This is a genomic window from uncultured Pontibacter sp. (assembly GCF_947492645.1).
Classification (GTDB): Bacteria; Bacteroidota; Bacteroidia; order Cytophagales; family Hymenobacteraceae; genus Pontibacter.
On sequence record NZ_CANLMZ010000002.1, the window covers coordinates 126,963 to 142,811 of the forward strand.

Consider the following 15,849-nt stretch of genomic DNA (forward strand, 5'->3'; position numbering starts at 1 on the left):
TAAACCTTTATGGCGCATGAAAAATAACACTTGGGTAAGAATTATACTTGCCGCTGCTTGCTTTGGCTTTGCTGGGCTAAAGTTGCGGGAGCTGCTAAATGGTCCGGGCAATTATGCATGGCAAGACCTCTCGTCGGTTGGCATATTTACCGCCTTAGGCTTGTTTTACCTATACATTCTCTGGAAACAGAAAAACCAACCCTCATCTTAACCTACAGCTTAATTTAATCATACATGCAAAACCGACGCCCCTACCGGATTATGATGACGATTGCCTGCTTTGTATTTGCAGCGCTTAACGGTTACAAAGTTTTTACTGGAGATTATACTTCAATAGATGTTTTCCTGCTGGTTGTTTTTCTGGCTTTCGGCTTCATTTATTTGTTTATCCTGCTTCGAAATAAAAAGGACGTTTAAAAGGGGAGAGGGGTATAAAAAGGAAAAACCTGAAAGTCTCTATGATCTGTTTAGATAATAAGACTTTCAGGTTTTCAACTTTTAGCCAAAGGTGTTTATTTATACGGGAAGCCTTTGAATAAGGTTGTTAAAGTTTTGAAAATAAAGCATAAAAATTTTGGGGCTGGTTTATTTGTTCTGATTTTTCTTCATAAACAACCGCTTTAAAGGCCTCAGAGCCCATATTCACCGTTTTATACTTTGTGGCATCTGTCCATAACAAGTCACCGGCTCTCACATTTCTTTCTTCTGTTTTGCCTTCTGATGTAGTAACCTGCAAAGTGCCGGCTGTGGCAGCATATGCTTTCTGGCCAGGGTGCGCGTGTACATCAACAAACTCACCTGGCTTTAATTCAACCTCCCAGAGCCGCATGCTGTGGTTATCCAGCAGTTGGGAGAAGGTTCGGGGTGCACCATTGGTAGTGCAGCCGTTTCCGGGGCCGCCTGCCCAGGCTGTTGCTGCTGTTAATGCTAGTGCCAGGGTAGCGGCAATTCTCGATAATTTTTTCATAGTTGCTTTAGTAATTAGGATTAGGTATCAAATAATAGGTAGCAGAGAAGTATATAAAACCAGGAGCAAGGAAGGTGAAACAGGGTGCCTGCCCTAGTAACGGTAGCGTATTATAAGTACGACTGCTAAGCTTAGGATATTGTATGATTATGAGTATTTGTAGTATAATTTAACTTTTGCTTAACATTTAGATTTTGGTTCTGAGTTTTAGACAGTACTGCTGCTATGTACTTTAAAGATGTAGCTGCCAGCACATAAGTTGCCTGATTGCTAGCTAAGCAAGCCACGAATTGATGAGGACACCGTATGGCAGGGCCAATGGTATGTTAGGAAAAGGGAATGGCAGGAAATTAAGGTATTAAACCGGGTCTACGTCGGCAACTATACGCACATCTTTAAAATCTGGTAATAGCTTCAGGTTAAAAATAGCCTGGGCAATAAGGCCTTTAGCGTTACGCAGGTTGGTTGTTTCACGGGGCAGCTTTACATGCACCTCCTGCAAAAACAGGTTTCGTATTTTGAAGATGTACGGTACTTCCGGCCCCAGCACTTGCTGTTTTCCCATTCTGTCGGTCAGGTCTTTGGCTAAAACAATAGCTGCGTTCTCTGCTACACGCTCGTCCATGTGCTTTACCGTTACCTTGATCATGCGCACAAACGGAGGGTAACCAAAGCGCATACGCTCCTCTATCTCGTGCTCGTACAGGCTTTGGTAATCATTGTTGCGTACTTTCCTGAAAATGGGTTGCAGCGGGTCTCTTGTCTGGATAATCACCGTACCGGGTTTCTCTTTCCGGCCTGCACGGCCACTAACCTGCACAAACAACTGGTACGCCCGCTCATGCGCCCTGAAATCCGGAAAGTTGATGATCGTATCAGCGTTAAGTATACCCACCAGGCTCACATGCTCAAAATCGAGGCCCTTGGTTACCATCTGCGTGCCTACCAGCACGTTGGTTTTACCCGTTTCAAAGTCAGCGATTATTTGTTGGTAGCTGTTCTTTTTCTTGGTAGTGTCCAGGTCCATGCGCTGCACATCAGCACTTGGCAAGAGCAGCTTTAGTTCGTCTTCTACCTTTTCGGTACCAAAGCCCATACTTTTAAGCGTAGTAGCGCCGCAGGCGGGGCAATCATGGGGCATGCGTTCGTGGTAGCCGCAGTAGTGGCAACGCAGTTCGTTGTTATACTTGTGGTACGATAAACTTACGGCGCAATGCCTGCACTTAGGTATCCAGCTACACTCGTCGCAACTGATGAACGGGGCATAGCCACGCCTGTTCTGGAAAAGTATAACCTGCTCTTTACGGTTCAGCCTTTCTTCGATGGCAGTTAACAACTTACCGGAGAAGTGGCTGTGCATGTTTTTGCGATGCTGCTCTTCACGGGTATTTACCAACTCAATTTCCGGTAACTGGGCTTCCCCAAAGCGTTTTGTCATCTCTACCAGTCCCCAGCGGCCGGTTTTGCAGTTGTAATAGGTTTCTACAGACGGTGTGGCTGAGCCAAGCAAAGTTTTGGCACCTTGCAGGTGCGCCATCATCAGGGCAGTTTCGCGGGCATTGTAGCGCGGTGCCGGATCGTATTGCTTGTAACTGGCTTCGTGCTCTTCGTCAATAATAACTAAAGATAAATCGTGGAAAGGCAGAAACACGGACGAACGCACCCCAACCACCACCTGAAAACGGCCCGAAAGTATACCCTGCCATACTTCGGCACGCTCGTTATCAGAAAATTTAGAGTGGTAAACGCCCAACTTCTCGCCAAAAACCTTCATTAGGCGCTGTACGATCTGGGCTGTGAGGGCAATTTCCGGTAGCAAGTATAAAACCTGGCCACCACTATCTAAAGCATGTTTTATGAGATCGATGTATACTTCGGTTTTGCCGCTACCGGTAACGCCATGCAGCAATACGGTGTCCCGCTCTTTAAACAAGCCAAGAATTTCGTCCTTTGCCTTTGCCTGGTGCTCCGATAAGGCCATGGGCATCAACTTTGGCTGATGATCCACGGGAAACCGCGACACTACCTGATCAAACTGCTCCAGCACGCCTTTTTTGATAAGCGTATTGATAGAAGAAGCCGAAAGGTGCGGCGCATTGCTTAACTCGCTTTTGGCCACACCCTTATAATTTAAATTTATATCCTGGTGTACAGGTACTTTTTGCAGGTAGTTCAGCAGCACATCCAGTTGCTTGGGCTGTGGCGCCAGTTGGTTAAACAGCTCTTCCAGCATCCCTTCATCCTGCACAAAATGCTCTGAAATGCGCACCTTCTTCACCACCTTCGGCGAGAACTTATCGCTTACCTGCTCATAAATAATGATCGCCTCTTTCTGGATGAGCGATTTGATAAATTTATGATAGCTCTTTAACTGTAGCAGGTTGCCAATATCAGTAAATGTCAGGGCTTGGTTTTGCTGCAGCGCATAGATGATCTTTTCCTCCTGGGGGGCAAGTATAAGCTCGTCCTCTTCGGGGTTGTAGTGCGGGTGCAGCTGTATGCGCGACTCGCTGCTAAGTTTAAGTGCAGATGGCAGGGCAGCGTTAATCACTTCGCCCAAGGTGCACATATAATAGTCGGCAATCCACTTAAACAGCTTCAACTGCGGTGTGGTGATGATTGGCTTATCATCGAGCACATCCAGAATATACTTGGCCTGGTAATCAGCCGGAGCATTTTGGTGTATGTCGGCCACAATGCAACTTAGCACCTTTTTAGATCCGAACTGCACAATCACCCGCACCCCCACCAGCACCTCATCGTTCATTTCGAAGGGAATACGGTAGGTATAGAGCTTTGGCAATGGCAATGGCAGAATCACATCAGCAAAAAAGGTGACGCGTTCCACGGCCTGCTCCGGCGGGTAATTAAAATTGAGTAGCTCTGACAAAGGGTGTAAGTATAAATGCCTTACAGCAAAGGTCGTAAAAAAGGAGCTAATTGCTAAATTGTTGTCTGGCGAATTGCTTAGAGAGCTGACTTTTGGTACACGATCTTTATGCCTTCACCCAACCAAACGCTTTTATTACAGTACCGGGAATTTCTCGTTTTCCTGGTTACTTGATAGCTGTTTTATGGCTTCAGCTGCTGAATGTACAGGTAACTGGCAAGTTTTATTGTAGCATACATAAACCGTTGTTTTGCCCCCAATGGCCTCTCTCTGCTGAAGTAGTGGCATCTCGCTTTTAGCTGTAGTGCCGGCAAGTATGATGTTAGGCAAGTAAAAAGAACTGATCTCGGCGCGCATTTCCGGGGCTTCCGGGCCTATGATAGCCACTTCGGCGGTTTGTACCAGCTTGTAGTAATAAAGTATAGCCCAGTTGCCTAAATGGGTAGGTTCTTTCAATACCAGGTCTTGTACAGTTGCGAGCATATTCTCTGATAAAGCCGTATAGCGCTGCTCATCAAAGTACAAACCAAGCAGGTGCAGGTTAACAGCCATCACAGCGTTAGAAGACGGTATTACGTTATCGATGAGTTCTTTTTTGCGGGATATCAGTTTCTCCGAGGCTTTATCAGTAAAGAAAAACAGGTTGTCGGTTTCATCAAAGAAATTAGCTAAAGTATAAGCGGTTAGGTCTTTTGCCTGCTGCAGCCACTTCTCGTCGAACGTTACTTCGTACAACCTGATAAAGGCTGAGATCACCAGGGCGTAATCTTCCAGAAAACCATCTATTGTTGCCTTGCCTTGCTTGAAATTGTGATACAGTTTATCTCCTGTTTTAAAGTTCTGAAGTATAAAGTCGGCGTTGCGTAGGGCCAACTGCAAAAAGTGCTTATTGCCAAAAACATAATAAGCGTCAGCCAGCCCTTTAAGCATTAGCGCATTCCAGGAGCAAAGGATTTTATCATCCAGGCCAGGCCTTACCCGCTGTGCCCGCACCTGCATAATTTTTTCTTTCCAGTTCTGCACCATATCCTGCAGTACTTCTATCTCCAGTTCATTTTCTTCGGCAAAAGCCTCATCGCTTATGCGGCGGTGCAGGATGTTACGGCCATGCTCAAAGTTACCTGCTGCCGTGGCGTGGTAATACTTCGAGAAAAGTGGTTCTTCGGAGCCGAACAGCTGGTGCAGTTCATCCTTAGTGAAAGTATAAAATTTGCCTTCTTCTCCTTCGCTGTCTGCATCCAACGAAGAGTAGAAGCCGCCTTCCAGGCTCATCAGCTCTCGCTCTACAAAAGCTATGGTCTCATACACTACATCGTGGTAGAGTGTCTCTCTGGTTGCCTGGTAAGCTTCAGCATAAAGCGAAATCAGCTGGCCGTTATCGTAAAGCATCTTCTCGAAATGGGGTACCAGCCATTCAGCATCCACGGAATAACGTGCAAAGCCGCCACCAATTTGGTCGTAAATGCCCCCATAGGCCATTTCGCGGAGTGTCAGGTGCAGGTGCTTTAGTATCTGCTCGTCTTTTGAGTGGTGGTGGTAGCGTAAGAGCCAGAGGTAGTTGGTAGGTATCGGAAATTTGGGGGCAGGGGAGAGGCCGCCATGCTTCTTGTCGAAGTGTGCCGTTACCTTATGGCATATTTTTTTCAGATCTTCCTCTTTTACCTGTAGTGTACTTTGCTTAAGCCCATATACCTCCAGCTCGCTGCGATTTAGGTGCTTAACAAATTCTTCTGCCGACTTATTTAATTCTTGCCGGTTAGTGGCATAAGCTTCGGAAATGTTTAGTAGCAAGCTTACCCATTGCTGTGGCTGAAAGTATGTGCCTCCGTAAAAAGGCTTGGCTTCTGAGTTCAGGAAAACATTTAAAGGCCAGCCACCTTGTAAACCCATCGCATGAACGGCATCCATGTACAGGCTGTCCACGTCGGGGCGCTCTTCTCGGTCCACTTTAACGCATACAAAGTGCCTGTTCATTATTTCCGCAACCTTTTCGTTTTCAAAAGACTGGTGTTCCATTACATGGCACCAATGGCAGGCGGCATAACCTATACTTACTATAATCGGCTTGTCTTCCTGCTTTGCTCTGTTAAGTGCTTCCGTGCCCCAGGGGTACCAATCTACAGGGTTGTAAGCATGCTGCAGCAGGTAAGGACTGCTCTCTTTTATAAGTCGGTTAGCGTTCTTCTCTTTATTCTTTGCCATACAATTGCCGGGTTAACCTTAGGTAGTGTCTTAATTAATTACGGGCAAGCAAAGCAAAAGTATTGGGCAGAGTGTAATGTATAAGGGCCTCTCAGCTTTTTAGCTGCGCTGTTAAATACTCGATTTCCGATGTTGTATTGATTTTATACTTTTCCGAAAGCTGCTTTAGTTGTGTTATCGTGTTCTTCAGGAAAGCCTGGTGACCTTCGCTTTCCGGGTGAAATGGCCTGTGGACGAGTGCTTTTGATAGTTTACCCCACTCTGCAGCAAACCGTTTAAACTGCTCCTCATAGTAGGCATTTATAAACTTGTCCCAGATATAATTCTCTGCTAAAGTAGTCGGGTGCAGCATATCATCTTTGTAGTAGCGGTAGTCTCGCAAGTCATCCATCATAATCTCGTATGCCGGGAAGTATAGCACCTCCTGGTAACGCTCCTGAAGGTAGTGGCAAAGCAGGCGTAGTTGCGACTTGCTCACGCTGTTCATGGTAAGTGTTTCCTTTACATGGCGAACAGGACTTACAGTTAAAACTACTTTAAGCTTCGGGTTTATACTTTTTAATAGTTGCAAGGTTTGCTCGAAGGCGTGCAGCGTATCCTGGAGGTTAAGTAACAGCCGGTTGAAATGTTTGGATGGTAATTTATGGCAATTGGCTACCACATTACCGTTTTCTAAAAGTTTGTAAGCTACTGCCGTACCTAAGGTAATGATAAGTAGGTTTGCAGTTTGTAGGTACTGGTCAGTTATCTGAAGGCGTTCCTGTATTTGCTTTAGTAACTGGTTTTTATCAGGAGAGGAAATGGAAGAATGTAAATCATAAGCATACCAGATGCCATTGTGCTGCACCAGGTGCGATTCAAAATTATAGGGAGTGCCTGCAGCTGTATTTAAAAGCTGGCAAACTGAAACAGGGTTAAACAGCGTGCCGAATGGGTTAGTCAGTACATCTACCTTATGCTGCTGTAGCTTATTTCCGATAACTTCAGCAAAACAAGATCCTATGGTCAGCACTTTATCTTGGAGGGTAACATTAAGACCTGTATTGGGTACATCAACTTCTGTCCGGAACATGGTGTCTGTTATTTTAATTTGAGAAAAGGCAGTATAGCCTGTACTTTAATGCCTATCAAGAATATACCTGAGCAATTTAACTTTATTACTTCAGGTATTATAATTGGGCGGATGGGGTAGGGGCAAAAAAAAGCGTTCTGCCTTTAGGGCAGAACGCTTTGGTAGTAGTCTTTTTGGTATGGTTATTCAGCAACTACGTTGAAACGTACTTGGTGCTTCACTTCTTTGTGCAGGTTAAGGGTTGCAGTATATTCACCTGCAGACTTAACTTCCTGATCAAAAGAAATGCGCTTACGGTCAACATCAAATCCTTTTGCTTTTAAAGCATCAGATATTTGAAGTGTAGTAACTGAACCGAAGATTTTGCCAGACTCGCCAACTTTAGCCGGAATCTCAAGTGTGATATCACCGATGTTGTTTGCCAACTCCTGTGCATCGCCCTGGATTTTTTCAGCTTTGTGTGCAGCCTGACGGATGTTTTCAGCAACAACCTTTTTGTTAGATACGCTAGCGATAACTGCCAACCCCTGTGGGATAAGGTAGTTACGGCCGTATCCTGGCTTAACTGTTACTGTATCGTTTTTGTAGCCTAAGCCCTTAACGTCATCTCTAAGTATTACTTCCATCGTTTGCCCTCCTTATTTTAAAGAATCTGTTACATAAGGTAAAATAGCAAGGTGTCTTGCTCTGGCAACTGCCTGAGATACTTTGCGCTGGAATTTCAAGCTAGTACCTGTAAGTCTTCTTGGAAGAATCTTGCCTTGCTCGTTTACGAACTTAAGCAGGAAGTTACCGTCTTTGTAGTCGATATACTTAATTCCGCTTTTCTTGAAACGGCAGTATTTCTGACGGTTTTCTTGTTTGTGTACTCTTTCGTTAACTAAGCTCATTATCCTTTAACCTCCTCTTTTTTAGCTTGTGATTTGAACTCTCCGTTTCTTCTACGCTCGTTGTAAGCAACTGCGTGCTTATCAAGAACTGTAGTCAAGAAGCGAACAACTTTTTCGTCACGGCGGTAAGCCAGCTCTAGCGCATCAACAATGTTGGTAGTCGCTTTGAACTCGATCAGGTGGTAGAAACCTGTTGACTTCTTCTGGATTGGATAAGCCAGTTTGCGAAGGCCCCAGTTCTCTTCGTGAATAATGTCGGCGCCATTTTCCTTAAGCACCTGTCTGAACTTCTCGACCGTTTCCTGCATCTGAACATCGCTCAAAAGCGGAGTCAGGATGAAGACCGTTTCGTAATTTCTCAATTCCATTCGGTTCGATATATAATTTTAAATTTAAGCGTGCAAATATAGCGGGAAGATTCCTCAATAGCAAGTTAGAGTCATATTATTAAGTATGAGATAGTATAGGCAAGGTGAATAAGGAAAAATGCCCATAATATATTATATAAGAGGAAAGGTGTTTCGTGCCAGGCCGAGCCAAAATAAACTTAGTTTTAGTGAAGTGTATTATTCAAATATAACTTATGCCTTAACAAAGAGTATACGAAGTAGAAAAATTGCATGGATACTAAGAGAAAATACAGATAAGTGGTTTTTAAATATAGAATTCATTATTTAAAATAATTCTAAATAAAAGTACTCTGTATATTATAAAAGGGGGATTTCGACAAATGACAGGTATGGCTCGTCGTGTAACCCAAAAAACCACTTATTAAGTTTGATTAATGGATTTCGCATAGTAGATTTGTGCCCGTAAAGTAAATTCACCATTATACTAAACACACAAGTGATCTTGGCTATGATTAGCTGTATACTTAAAACTAAATCCAAAGTCTTTTTTGCCTTCTTGTTTGCGTTAGTAGTTTCTTTTGGAGCGATTGCCCAGGAGCAAGCTAGTGAGCAGGCTGAAGTTGCAACAAAAGGAGTAGAGCCCGGTGCTACGCAAGGCGCAACTACTGATGCAACCCCTGCAGGTGATCCTGCTGTGATTGATGCAGGCGAAGCCCTGTTTAAAAACAACTGTGTGGTTTGCCACTCTGCCGGTTCTGATGTTATTGTTGGCCCAGGTCTGCAAGGTATCACACAGAAGAGAAATGAAGCATGGTTGATCAAATGGATCAAAAATTCACAGGCGCTAATTTCGGCTGGAGATAAAGATGCTATTGCTGTTTATAATGAGTACAACAAGCAGGCAATGCCTTCTTTTGCATTCTCTGATGATGAGATAAAGTCAATTTTGGCTTATGTCGAATCGGGTAAAGGTGTTGTTTCGGCTCCTGTTGCGGGTCCTGAAGGTGCAACTGCCGGAGAAAATGTAGGTACAGACGCTATAGGCGCAGTAGGAGGGTATCTTGATATTATCCTGGTTGTGTTGATCGTGGTGTTGATCGTATTAGTGGTGACGCTATTGCTGATTACTTCACTTCTGAAGAACTACCTGAATAAGAACCGCAAGCTTGATGAGTACGATAGCGAAATCGTAAACCAGCGTTTCGACTTCTCTAAGATATATAAGTCGAAAGCCGTTCGTACGCTTGTTGTGCTGATCTTTGTGGTTGTATTGCTAGACCTTACTATTGATAAGGTAATGGGTATAGGTATACAGCAAGGATATGCTCCGAAGCAGCCAATTGCATTCTCTCACAAACTGCACGCAGGGGAGCATCAAATAAACTGTAACTACTGCCACTCAACTGTTTATGAAAGCAAGAGTGCTAGTATCCCATCGGCAAACATCTGTATGAACTGCCATAGCCAGATTAAAACGGAATCTCCTGAGATCCAGAAAATCTACAGAGCAATTGAGCGCAACAGACCAATCGAGTGGGTTCGTATCCACAACCTTCCTGATCTGTCATACTTCAACCACTCGCAGCACACACAAGTTGGTGGTGTAGAGTGCCAGACTTGCCATGGTCCAATTGAGGAAATGGATGTTGTTTACCAGTACTCTCCATTAACAATGGGCTGGTGTATCGACTGCCACCGCGAAACTCCACTTAACACAGAAGGCAATGAGTACTATGACAACTTAGTAGAGTTGCATGAGTCTACTTCTAAAGGAGCATTTACGGTGTCTTCGAATGGTGGTACAGAGTGTTCTAAATGCCACTATTAATCAATATCATTTCATTTAGTATTCGAGTTTTCTAGATATAATATGCAAGACAGAATAAAATACTGGAAAGGAATTGAGGAGCTAAATAATACTCCTGAGTTCGCTAAGAACGCTCATAACGAGTTTCCAGAATTCCTGCCACTAGACGAAGCGAAAGGAGAAGGTTCGTCTTCAAATGGCAAAACACAGCGCAGGGACTTTTTAAAGCTTCTAGGCTTTAGTATGGCTGCTGTGTCATTGGCTTCTTGTGAGGCTCCTGTAAGAAAGGCGATTCCTTACCTGAACAAGCCAGTAGACGTAGAACCAGGCGTAGCAAACTGGTATGCTTCTACTTATTACCTAAATGGTGATTATAACAGCATACTCGTTAAAACCCGTGAAGGCCGCCCAATTAAAATTGAGCCGAATCCTTCATCATCGGTAACTCCTTATGGTACAAGCTCAAGAGCGCAGGCCTCGGTTTTAGGAGTTTATGACAACAACCGTCTTCGTTTTCCTTTGATTAAAGGAAAAGAAGCAAAGTGGGAAGATATAGATAAGCAAATCGCTTCACGTCTGTCTGCTGTAAACGGTAAAGTAGCTTTTGTATCATCCACTATCATCAGCCCATCAACTAAGCAGTTAATTGAAGAGTTTGGCTCACGTTTCGGAAACTTTGAGCATGTAACTTATGATGTTAATTCTTCTTCAGCTTTACTTGCTGCAAATGGTGGTGTAGTACCGGGGTATGATTTCAGCAAAGCAAACATTATTGTAAGTATCGGTGCTGACTTCCTTGGAACATGGGGAGCTCCAATTCCATTTGCGAAACAGTATATCCAGAACAGAAAGATTGACGCCGATAATCCAACTATGTCACGTCACTACCAGTTTGAAACTATACTTTCGATGACTGGTGCCAACGCAGACATTCGTGTGCCGATCAAGCCATCAGAAGAAGCTGCTGTAGTTACTGCAATGTACAATGCCATTGCAGGTGGTAGTGCAGCATCAACTAACGTAGGTGACGCTAAAGCACTAGCAGCAGCTATAAAAGACCTTCAGGCAAATAAGGGCAAGGCCCTGGTAGTATCTGGTTCTAACGATCCTGGAGTACAGGCAATGGTTACTGCCATCAACAGCGCTTTAGGTGCAGAAGGAACAACAATAGATTCAGCTTCTCCATACTTTACAAAGCAGGGTAACGATGCTCAGATGATCCGTCTGATCAACGAGATGAACGCTGGTTCAGTAGGTGCTGTATTCTTCTATAACACAAACCCAGTTTATGATCATCCACTTGCTGATAAAGTAGTGAGTGGTTTACAAAAAGTTGGTTTGAAGGTTTCGTTTGCTGACAGAGTAGATGAAACAGCTTCACTAGCTGAGTTTGTAACACCTGATCATCATTACCTGGAGTCTTGGAATGATTTTGAGCCGAAAAGAGGATTCCTGAGCATCGCACAGCCGGTGATTAGCCCAATCTTTACTACCCGCCAGATGCAGGACAGCTTGTTGAAGTGGAGTGGCAATAACACTAACTTCTACGAGTACATCCGCAACAACTGGAGAAAAGTAGCTACCGGCGACTTCAATAAGTTCTGGGAGAAAGCAGTACATGACGGCGTACTTGAGAATGGCTCTAGTATGTTGAAAGTTTCTGCTCCTACAACAGCCGCGACTACAACTGTAAGAACTGTAAAACCAACAGGTGTAGAAGCTGTACTTTACGAAAAAGTAAGCATCGGTTCTGGTGCTGAAGCAAACAACCCTTGGTTACAAGAATTACCTGATCCTGTTTCTAAAGCTACATGGGGTAACTACATAGCGATGCCAATTAAAATGGCAGAGGAAATGGGCGTGACGCAAGGCGATGTTATTGCTATATCACTTGCAAATGGTAAAACTATAGAACTGCCTGCTTTGATCCAGCCAGGACAAGCAAACGGTACTGTAGGTATAGCAATGGGCTACGGCCGTGAAATTGAGTCTGCACCAGTTGCGAAAGGATTGGGCGCTAATGCTTTCCCTGTTGCAGCTGTTGTTGATAACGGAATCTCGTATAGCAGCTCTGTACAGTTAAAGAAAACTGATGCGACTTCTCCAATTGCTCAAACACAGACACACCATACTATCATGGACCGTCTGGTTGTTCAGGAGAATACACTAGCTAATTACAAATCAAACCCTAAAGAAGTTACAGAATATATTCGTATTGCCACGCACGAGGGTCCTGCGAAACCAGCTGCTATCTCGCTTTGGGATGATTATGAGTATAAGAACCACCATTGGGGTATGGTTATCGACCTTAACTCTTGTATTGGTTGTGGTGCTTGTACTGTAAGCTGTAATGTAGAGAACAACATTCCGGTAGTTGGTAAGGCAGAAGTTCTAAACCGCCGTGAAATGCACTGGATGCGTATCGATAGATACTACAGCGCAGTAGAGCATGAGGCGAAAGATTATGCAACAATGGAAAATCCTGCTGAAAACCCTTCAGTAATTTTCCAGCCGATGCTTTGCCAGCACTGTAACCACGCTCCTTGCGAAACAGTATGCCCTGTAGCTGCAACAATGCACAGCTCTGAAGGTATCAACCAGATGGCGTATAACCGTTGTGTTGGTACACGTTATTGTGCTAACAACTGCCCTTATAAAGTACGTCGCTTCAACTGGTTTGCTTATGCAAACAATGATAAGTTCAACTTTAACGAGCCAATGAACAATGATCTTGGCAAGATGGTGTTGAACCCTGATGTTACGGTAAGAGCTAGAGGTGTTATGGAAAAATGCTCATTCTGTGTTCAGCGTGTGCAGCTAGGCAAACTAGAGGCTAAACGCGAAAACAGAAGACCTAAAGATGGTGAGATTGTAACAGCTTGTGCGCAGTCTTGCCCTACTGAAGCAATTATATTTGGTGATATGAAAGACTCTGAGAGCCGTATCTCTAAAATATTAGCGCGTCAGAATGGTGAGCGTGCATTCCACGTATTGGAAGAGCTTAACGTTCAGCCAAACGTAACTTACCTGACTAAAATTAGAAACTTAGCTTAAAATAAAATTTCGAGAGCGTTATGCAGCATGTATCTCCGATAAGAGAGCCTCTAGTAACGGGGGGTAAAACATACCACGACATCACCGAAGATGTCTGCAGACAAGTGGAGGCCAAACCCAACGCACGTTGGGCCGCTGCCCTTGCTGTATCGTTAGTCGGCTTAGCTATATTTATGTACTCCGTATACCGCACCTTATGGTTCGGTATAGGTGAGTGGGGATTAAATAAAACAGTAGGCTGGGCATGGGATATCACCAACTTCGTATGGTGGGTAGGTATTGGTCACGCCGGTACACTAATCTCAGCCATTCTATTACTGTTCCGCCAGAAGTGGAGAACTTCTATCAACCGTGCAGCTGAGGCGATGACAATTTTCGCCGTAATCTGTGCCGCTATGTTCCCTGTATTGCACATGGGACGCCCTTGGTTGGCATATTGGGTACTTCCGTTGCCAAACACGTTTGGTTCGCTTTGGGTTAACTTTAACTCGCCGCTACTTTGGGACGTATTTGCTATTTCAACGTATTTCTCTGTTTCTTTAGTATTCTGGTACATAGGTCTTATTCCTGACTTTGCTACCATCCGCGACAGAGCAACCGGCCCGATTGCAAGAAGAGCTTATTCAATCCTTTCATTCGGATGGACAGGTTCAGCTAAAGCATGGTCTCGTTACGAGACAGTATCTTTGATTCTTGCTGGTCTGGCAACACCACTTGTACTTTCTGTGCATACAATCGTATCCATGGACTTTGCAACATCGGTGATTCCAGGATGGCACACTACAATCTTCCCTCCATACTTCGTTGCAGGTGCGATTTTCTCCGGCTTTGCGATGGTATTAACCCTGATGATTATTACAAGAAAGACTTTCAAGCTGGAGCACTACATTACGCTAGAGCACGTGGAGTCGATGAACAAAGTAATTATCCTGACAGGTTCGATTGTAGGTGTAGCCTATACTACTGAGTTCTTCATTGCCTGGTACTCAGGTGTAGAATACGAGCAATATGCATTTATTAACCGTGCCTTCGGTCCTTACTGGTGGGCATACTGGTCAATGATGACATGTAACGTAATTACACCTCAGTTATTCTGGTTCAGAAAAATCAGAAGAAGCTTAACTGCTACTTTCATCATCTCAATATTTGTGAACATCGGTATGTGGTTCGAGAGATTCGTAATTATCGTTACCTCGCTACACAGAGACTACCTGCCATCATCTTGGGCAATGTTCTCTCCTACAAGCATTGATATTGGAGTTTACGTTGGTACAATCGGTCTGTTCTTTACGCTTTTCTTCTTATTTGCTAAGTTCTTCCCAGTAGTGAACATGGCAGAGGTAAAGGCAATCCTGAAGTCTTCTTCAGGAGTAACACACCACCCGCACAAAACCATGCACGGAACTGATAAGGATTTGAACACTAATACACATCACAGCAATGAATAAGAAATTTGTTCTAGGTATTTATGATGATGAAGATGTGCTGTTAACAGCCATTGAAAACATCCGCGCTGCCGGTACTAAGATTTACGATGTATTTTCACCATATCCTGTACACGGTATTGATGATGTATTAGGCATTAAGCGCTCAAGACTGCCGATTGTTGCCTTTTTCTGCGGTTTGTTCGGTACATCATTCGCTCTTTGGATGCAGATCTGGATGCTAGGTTTTGACTGGCCAATGATCATTGGTGGTAAACCTCACATTGCGATTCCATCTTTCATACCGGTAACGTTTGAGCTAACTGTACTTTGTGCAGCATTTGGTATGGTGATTACTTTCTTCATAGTTAGTAAGTTAAGACCCTCGCTTCGAGTAAACGTTTTCGATAAGCGTTCTACAGACGATAAGTTTGTAATGGCAATTGAAATCAAAGAAGGTGTTACTGATTTATCTGCTTTAAATAACCTGCTTCGCACAAACGGTGCTATCGAAGTTAACGAGAAGGAGGTAGTAAAATAATGAAAAGAATATCTAAAATAGGCCTGAGAGCCTCAGCTATACTTTTCTCATCTGCATTGGTTGTAGCCTGCAGTAATGAGCAAGATCCAGGTCTGGAATATGCGCCAGATATGTATCATTCAGTTCCACTTGACCCTTATTCTCAGGTAAAAGAGAATAAGTTTAACCCAGGCGGAATGAATATGCGTCAGCCTGCAGTAGGTACTGTAGCTCGTGGCAAGATGGGTTATAACTCTTATTTGTCTAAAGACGACGCTGAAACAGCAGGAGTTGAATTAACAAATCCATTAGCTGTTAGTTCAGTTAACTTGGAAGAAGGTAAAGTGCTTTATACACGCTTCTGTGCACCATGTCACGGTGAACAAGGCGATGGCCAGGGCTTAGTAGGGCAAAAATTCAAAGGTGTTCCTTCTTATACAGCTGGTCGTGTAGCAACACTACCTGCCGGGCATATTTATCATGTGATAGAAAATGGTAGAGGCCGTATGATGCCTCACGGCTCACAGGTTGACCCAACAGAGCGTTGGAAAATTGTAATGTATGTGCAGCAACTGCAGAAAGGAATTACCGATACAGGTGCTCCGTCTGACACAACTGGCACAGAAAACGGAACAGCTGCAGAAGCTGCTAACAACTAAGTCTAAGGCATAAT

General features: G+C 44.0%; 14 protein-coding genes. 7 read left to right on the forward strand and 7 right to left on the reverse strand.

The window, feature by feature from the left end:
- Nucleotides 1-16 precede the first annotated feature (16 nt).
- On the forward strand, nt 17-211 hold the full coding sequence (locus Q1A23_RS02620) for a hypothetical protein (RefSeq protein ID WP_299819079.1): 195 nt from the start codon (nt 17-19) through the stop codon (nt 209-211).
- A gap of 23 nt (nt 212-234) precedes the next feature.
- A complete protein-coding gene (locus Q1A23_RS02625) occupies nt 235-417 on the forward strand; it encodes a hypothetical protein (protein WP_299819081.1) in 183 nt (60 codons plus the stop codon).
- Nucleotides 418-544: 127 nt separating this feature from the next.
- Here the strand turns inward: Q1A23_RS02625 and Q1A23_RS02630 are convergent, their stop codons facing one another.
- The 7 genes from Q1A23_RS02630 to rpsF form a co-directional block, all read right to left on the reverse strand.
- On the reverse strand, nt 545-967 hold the full coding sequence (locus Q1A23_RS02630) for a cupin domain-containing protein (protein ID WP_299819084.1): 423 nt from the start codon (nt 965-967) through the stop codon (nt 545-547).
- A 358-nt stretch (nt 968-1,325) separates the two neighbouring features.
- Nucleotides 1,326-3,857 (reverse strand): primosomal protein N', encoded by a 2,532-nt coding sequence (priA, locus tag Q1A23_RS02635; protein ID WP_299819087.1) that lies wholly within the window; start codon nt 3,855-3,857, stop codon nt 1,326-1,328.
- 135 nt (nt 3,858-3,992) lie between these two features.
- The gene (locus Q1A23_RS02640; RefSeq protein ID WP_299819090.1) at nt 3,993-6,059 is read right to left on the reverse strand and encodes a thioredoxin domain-containing protein; all 2,067 of its coding nucleotides are present in this window, start codon (nt 6,057-6,059) and stop codon (nt 3,993-3,995) included.
- 91 nt (nt 6,060-6,150) lie between these two features.
- Nucleotides 6,151-7,131 carry a GSCFA domain-containing protein gene (locus Q1A23_RS02645; protein WP_299819093.1) on the reverse strand — a complete coding sequence of 327 codons (981 nt, stop codon included), beginning with the start codon at nt 7,129-7,131 and terminating at the stop codon, nt 6,151-6,153.
- Between the two features lie 182 nt (nt 7,132-7,313).
- Nucleotides 7,314-7,757, reverse strand: a complete 444-nt coding sequence (gene rplI, locus Q1A23_RS02650; protein WP_299819096.1) for a 50S ribosomal protein L9 — start codon at nt 7,755-7,757, stop codon at nt 7,314-7,316.
- Nucleotides 7,758-7,769: 12 nt separating this feature from the next.
- Nucleotides 7,770-8,021: a 30S ribosomal protein S18 gene (gene rpsR, locus Q1A23_RS02655; protein ID WP_007652662.1), complete on the reverse strand. Its 252-nt coding sequence runs from the start codon at nt 8,019-8,021 to the stop codon at nt 7,770-7,772.
- Nucleotides 8,021-8,389 carry a 30S ribosomal protein S6 gene (rpsF, locus tag Q1A23_RS02660; protein WP_219878100.1) on the reverse strand — a complete coding sequence of 123 codons (369 nt, stop codon included), beginning with the start codon at nt 8,387-8,389 and terminating at the stop codon, nt 8,021-8,023. The genes rpsR and rpsF overlap by 1 nt, the downstream gene beginning before the upstream one ends.
- Before the next feature lie 490 nt (nt 8,390-8,879).
- Between rpsF and Q1A23_RS02665 the strand changes: the two genes are divergently transcribed.
- The 5 genes from Q1A23_RS02665 to Q1A23_RS02685 are packed head-to-tail and all read left to right on the forward strand — an operon-like array spanning nt 8,880 to nt 15,835.
- On the forward strand, nt 8,880-10,199 hold the full coding sequence (locus Q1A23_RS02665) for a cytochrome c3 family protein (protein WP_299819107.1): 1,320 nt from the start codon (nt 8,880-8,882) through the stop codon (nt 10,197-10,199).
- 42 nt (nt 10,200-10,241) lie between these two features.
- The gene (locus Q1A23_RS02670; RefSeq protein ID WP_299819110.1) at nt 10,242-13,232 is read left to right on the forward strand and encodes a TAT-variant-translocated molybdopterin oxidoreductase; all 2,991 of its coding nucleotides are present in this window, start codon (nt 10,242-10,244) and stop codon (nt 13,230-13,232) included.
- Between the two features lie 20 nt (nt 13,233-13,252).
- Nucleotides 13,253-14,680, forward strand: a complete 1,428-nt coding sequence (nrfD, locus tag Q1A23_RS02675; RefSeq protein ID WP_299819113.1) for an NrfD/PsrC family molybdoenzyme membrane anchor subunit — start codon at nt 13,253-13,255, stop codon at nt 14,678-14,680.
- On the forward strand, nt 14,673-15,197 hold the full coding sequence (locus Q1A23_RS02680; protein WP_299819116.1) for a DUF3341 domain-containing protein: 525 nt from the start codon (nt 14,673-14,675) through the stop codon (nt 15,195-15,197). The genes nrfD and Q1A23_RS02680 overlap by 8 nt, the downstream gene beginning before the upstream one ends.
- Nucleotides 15,197-15,835 (forward strand): cytochrome c, encoded by a 639-nt coding sequence (locus Q1A23_RS02685; RefSeq protein WP_299819119.1) that lies wholly within the window; start codon nt 15,197-15,199, stop codon nt 15,833-15,835. The genes Q1A23_RS02680 and Q1A23_RS02685 overlap by 1 nt, the downstream gene beginning before the upstream one ends.
- Nucleotides 15,836-15,849: the final 14 nt, after the last annotated feature.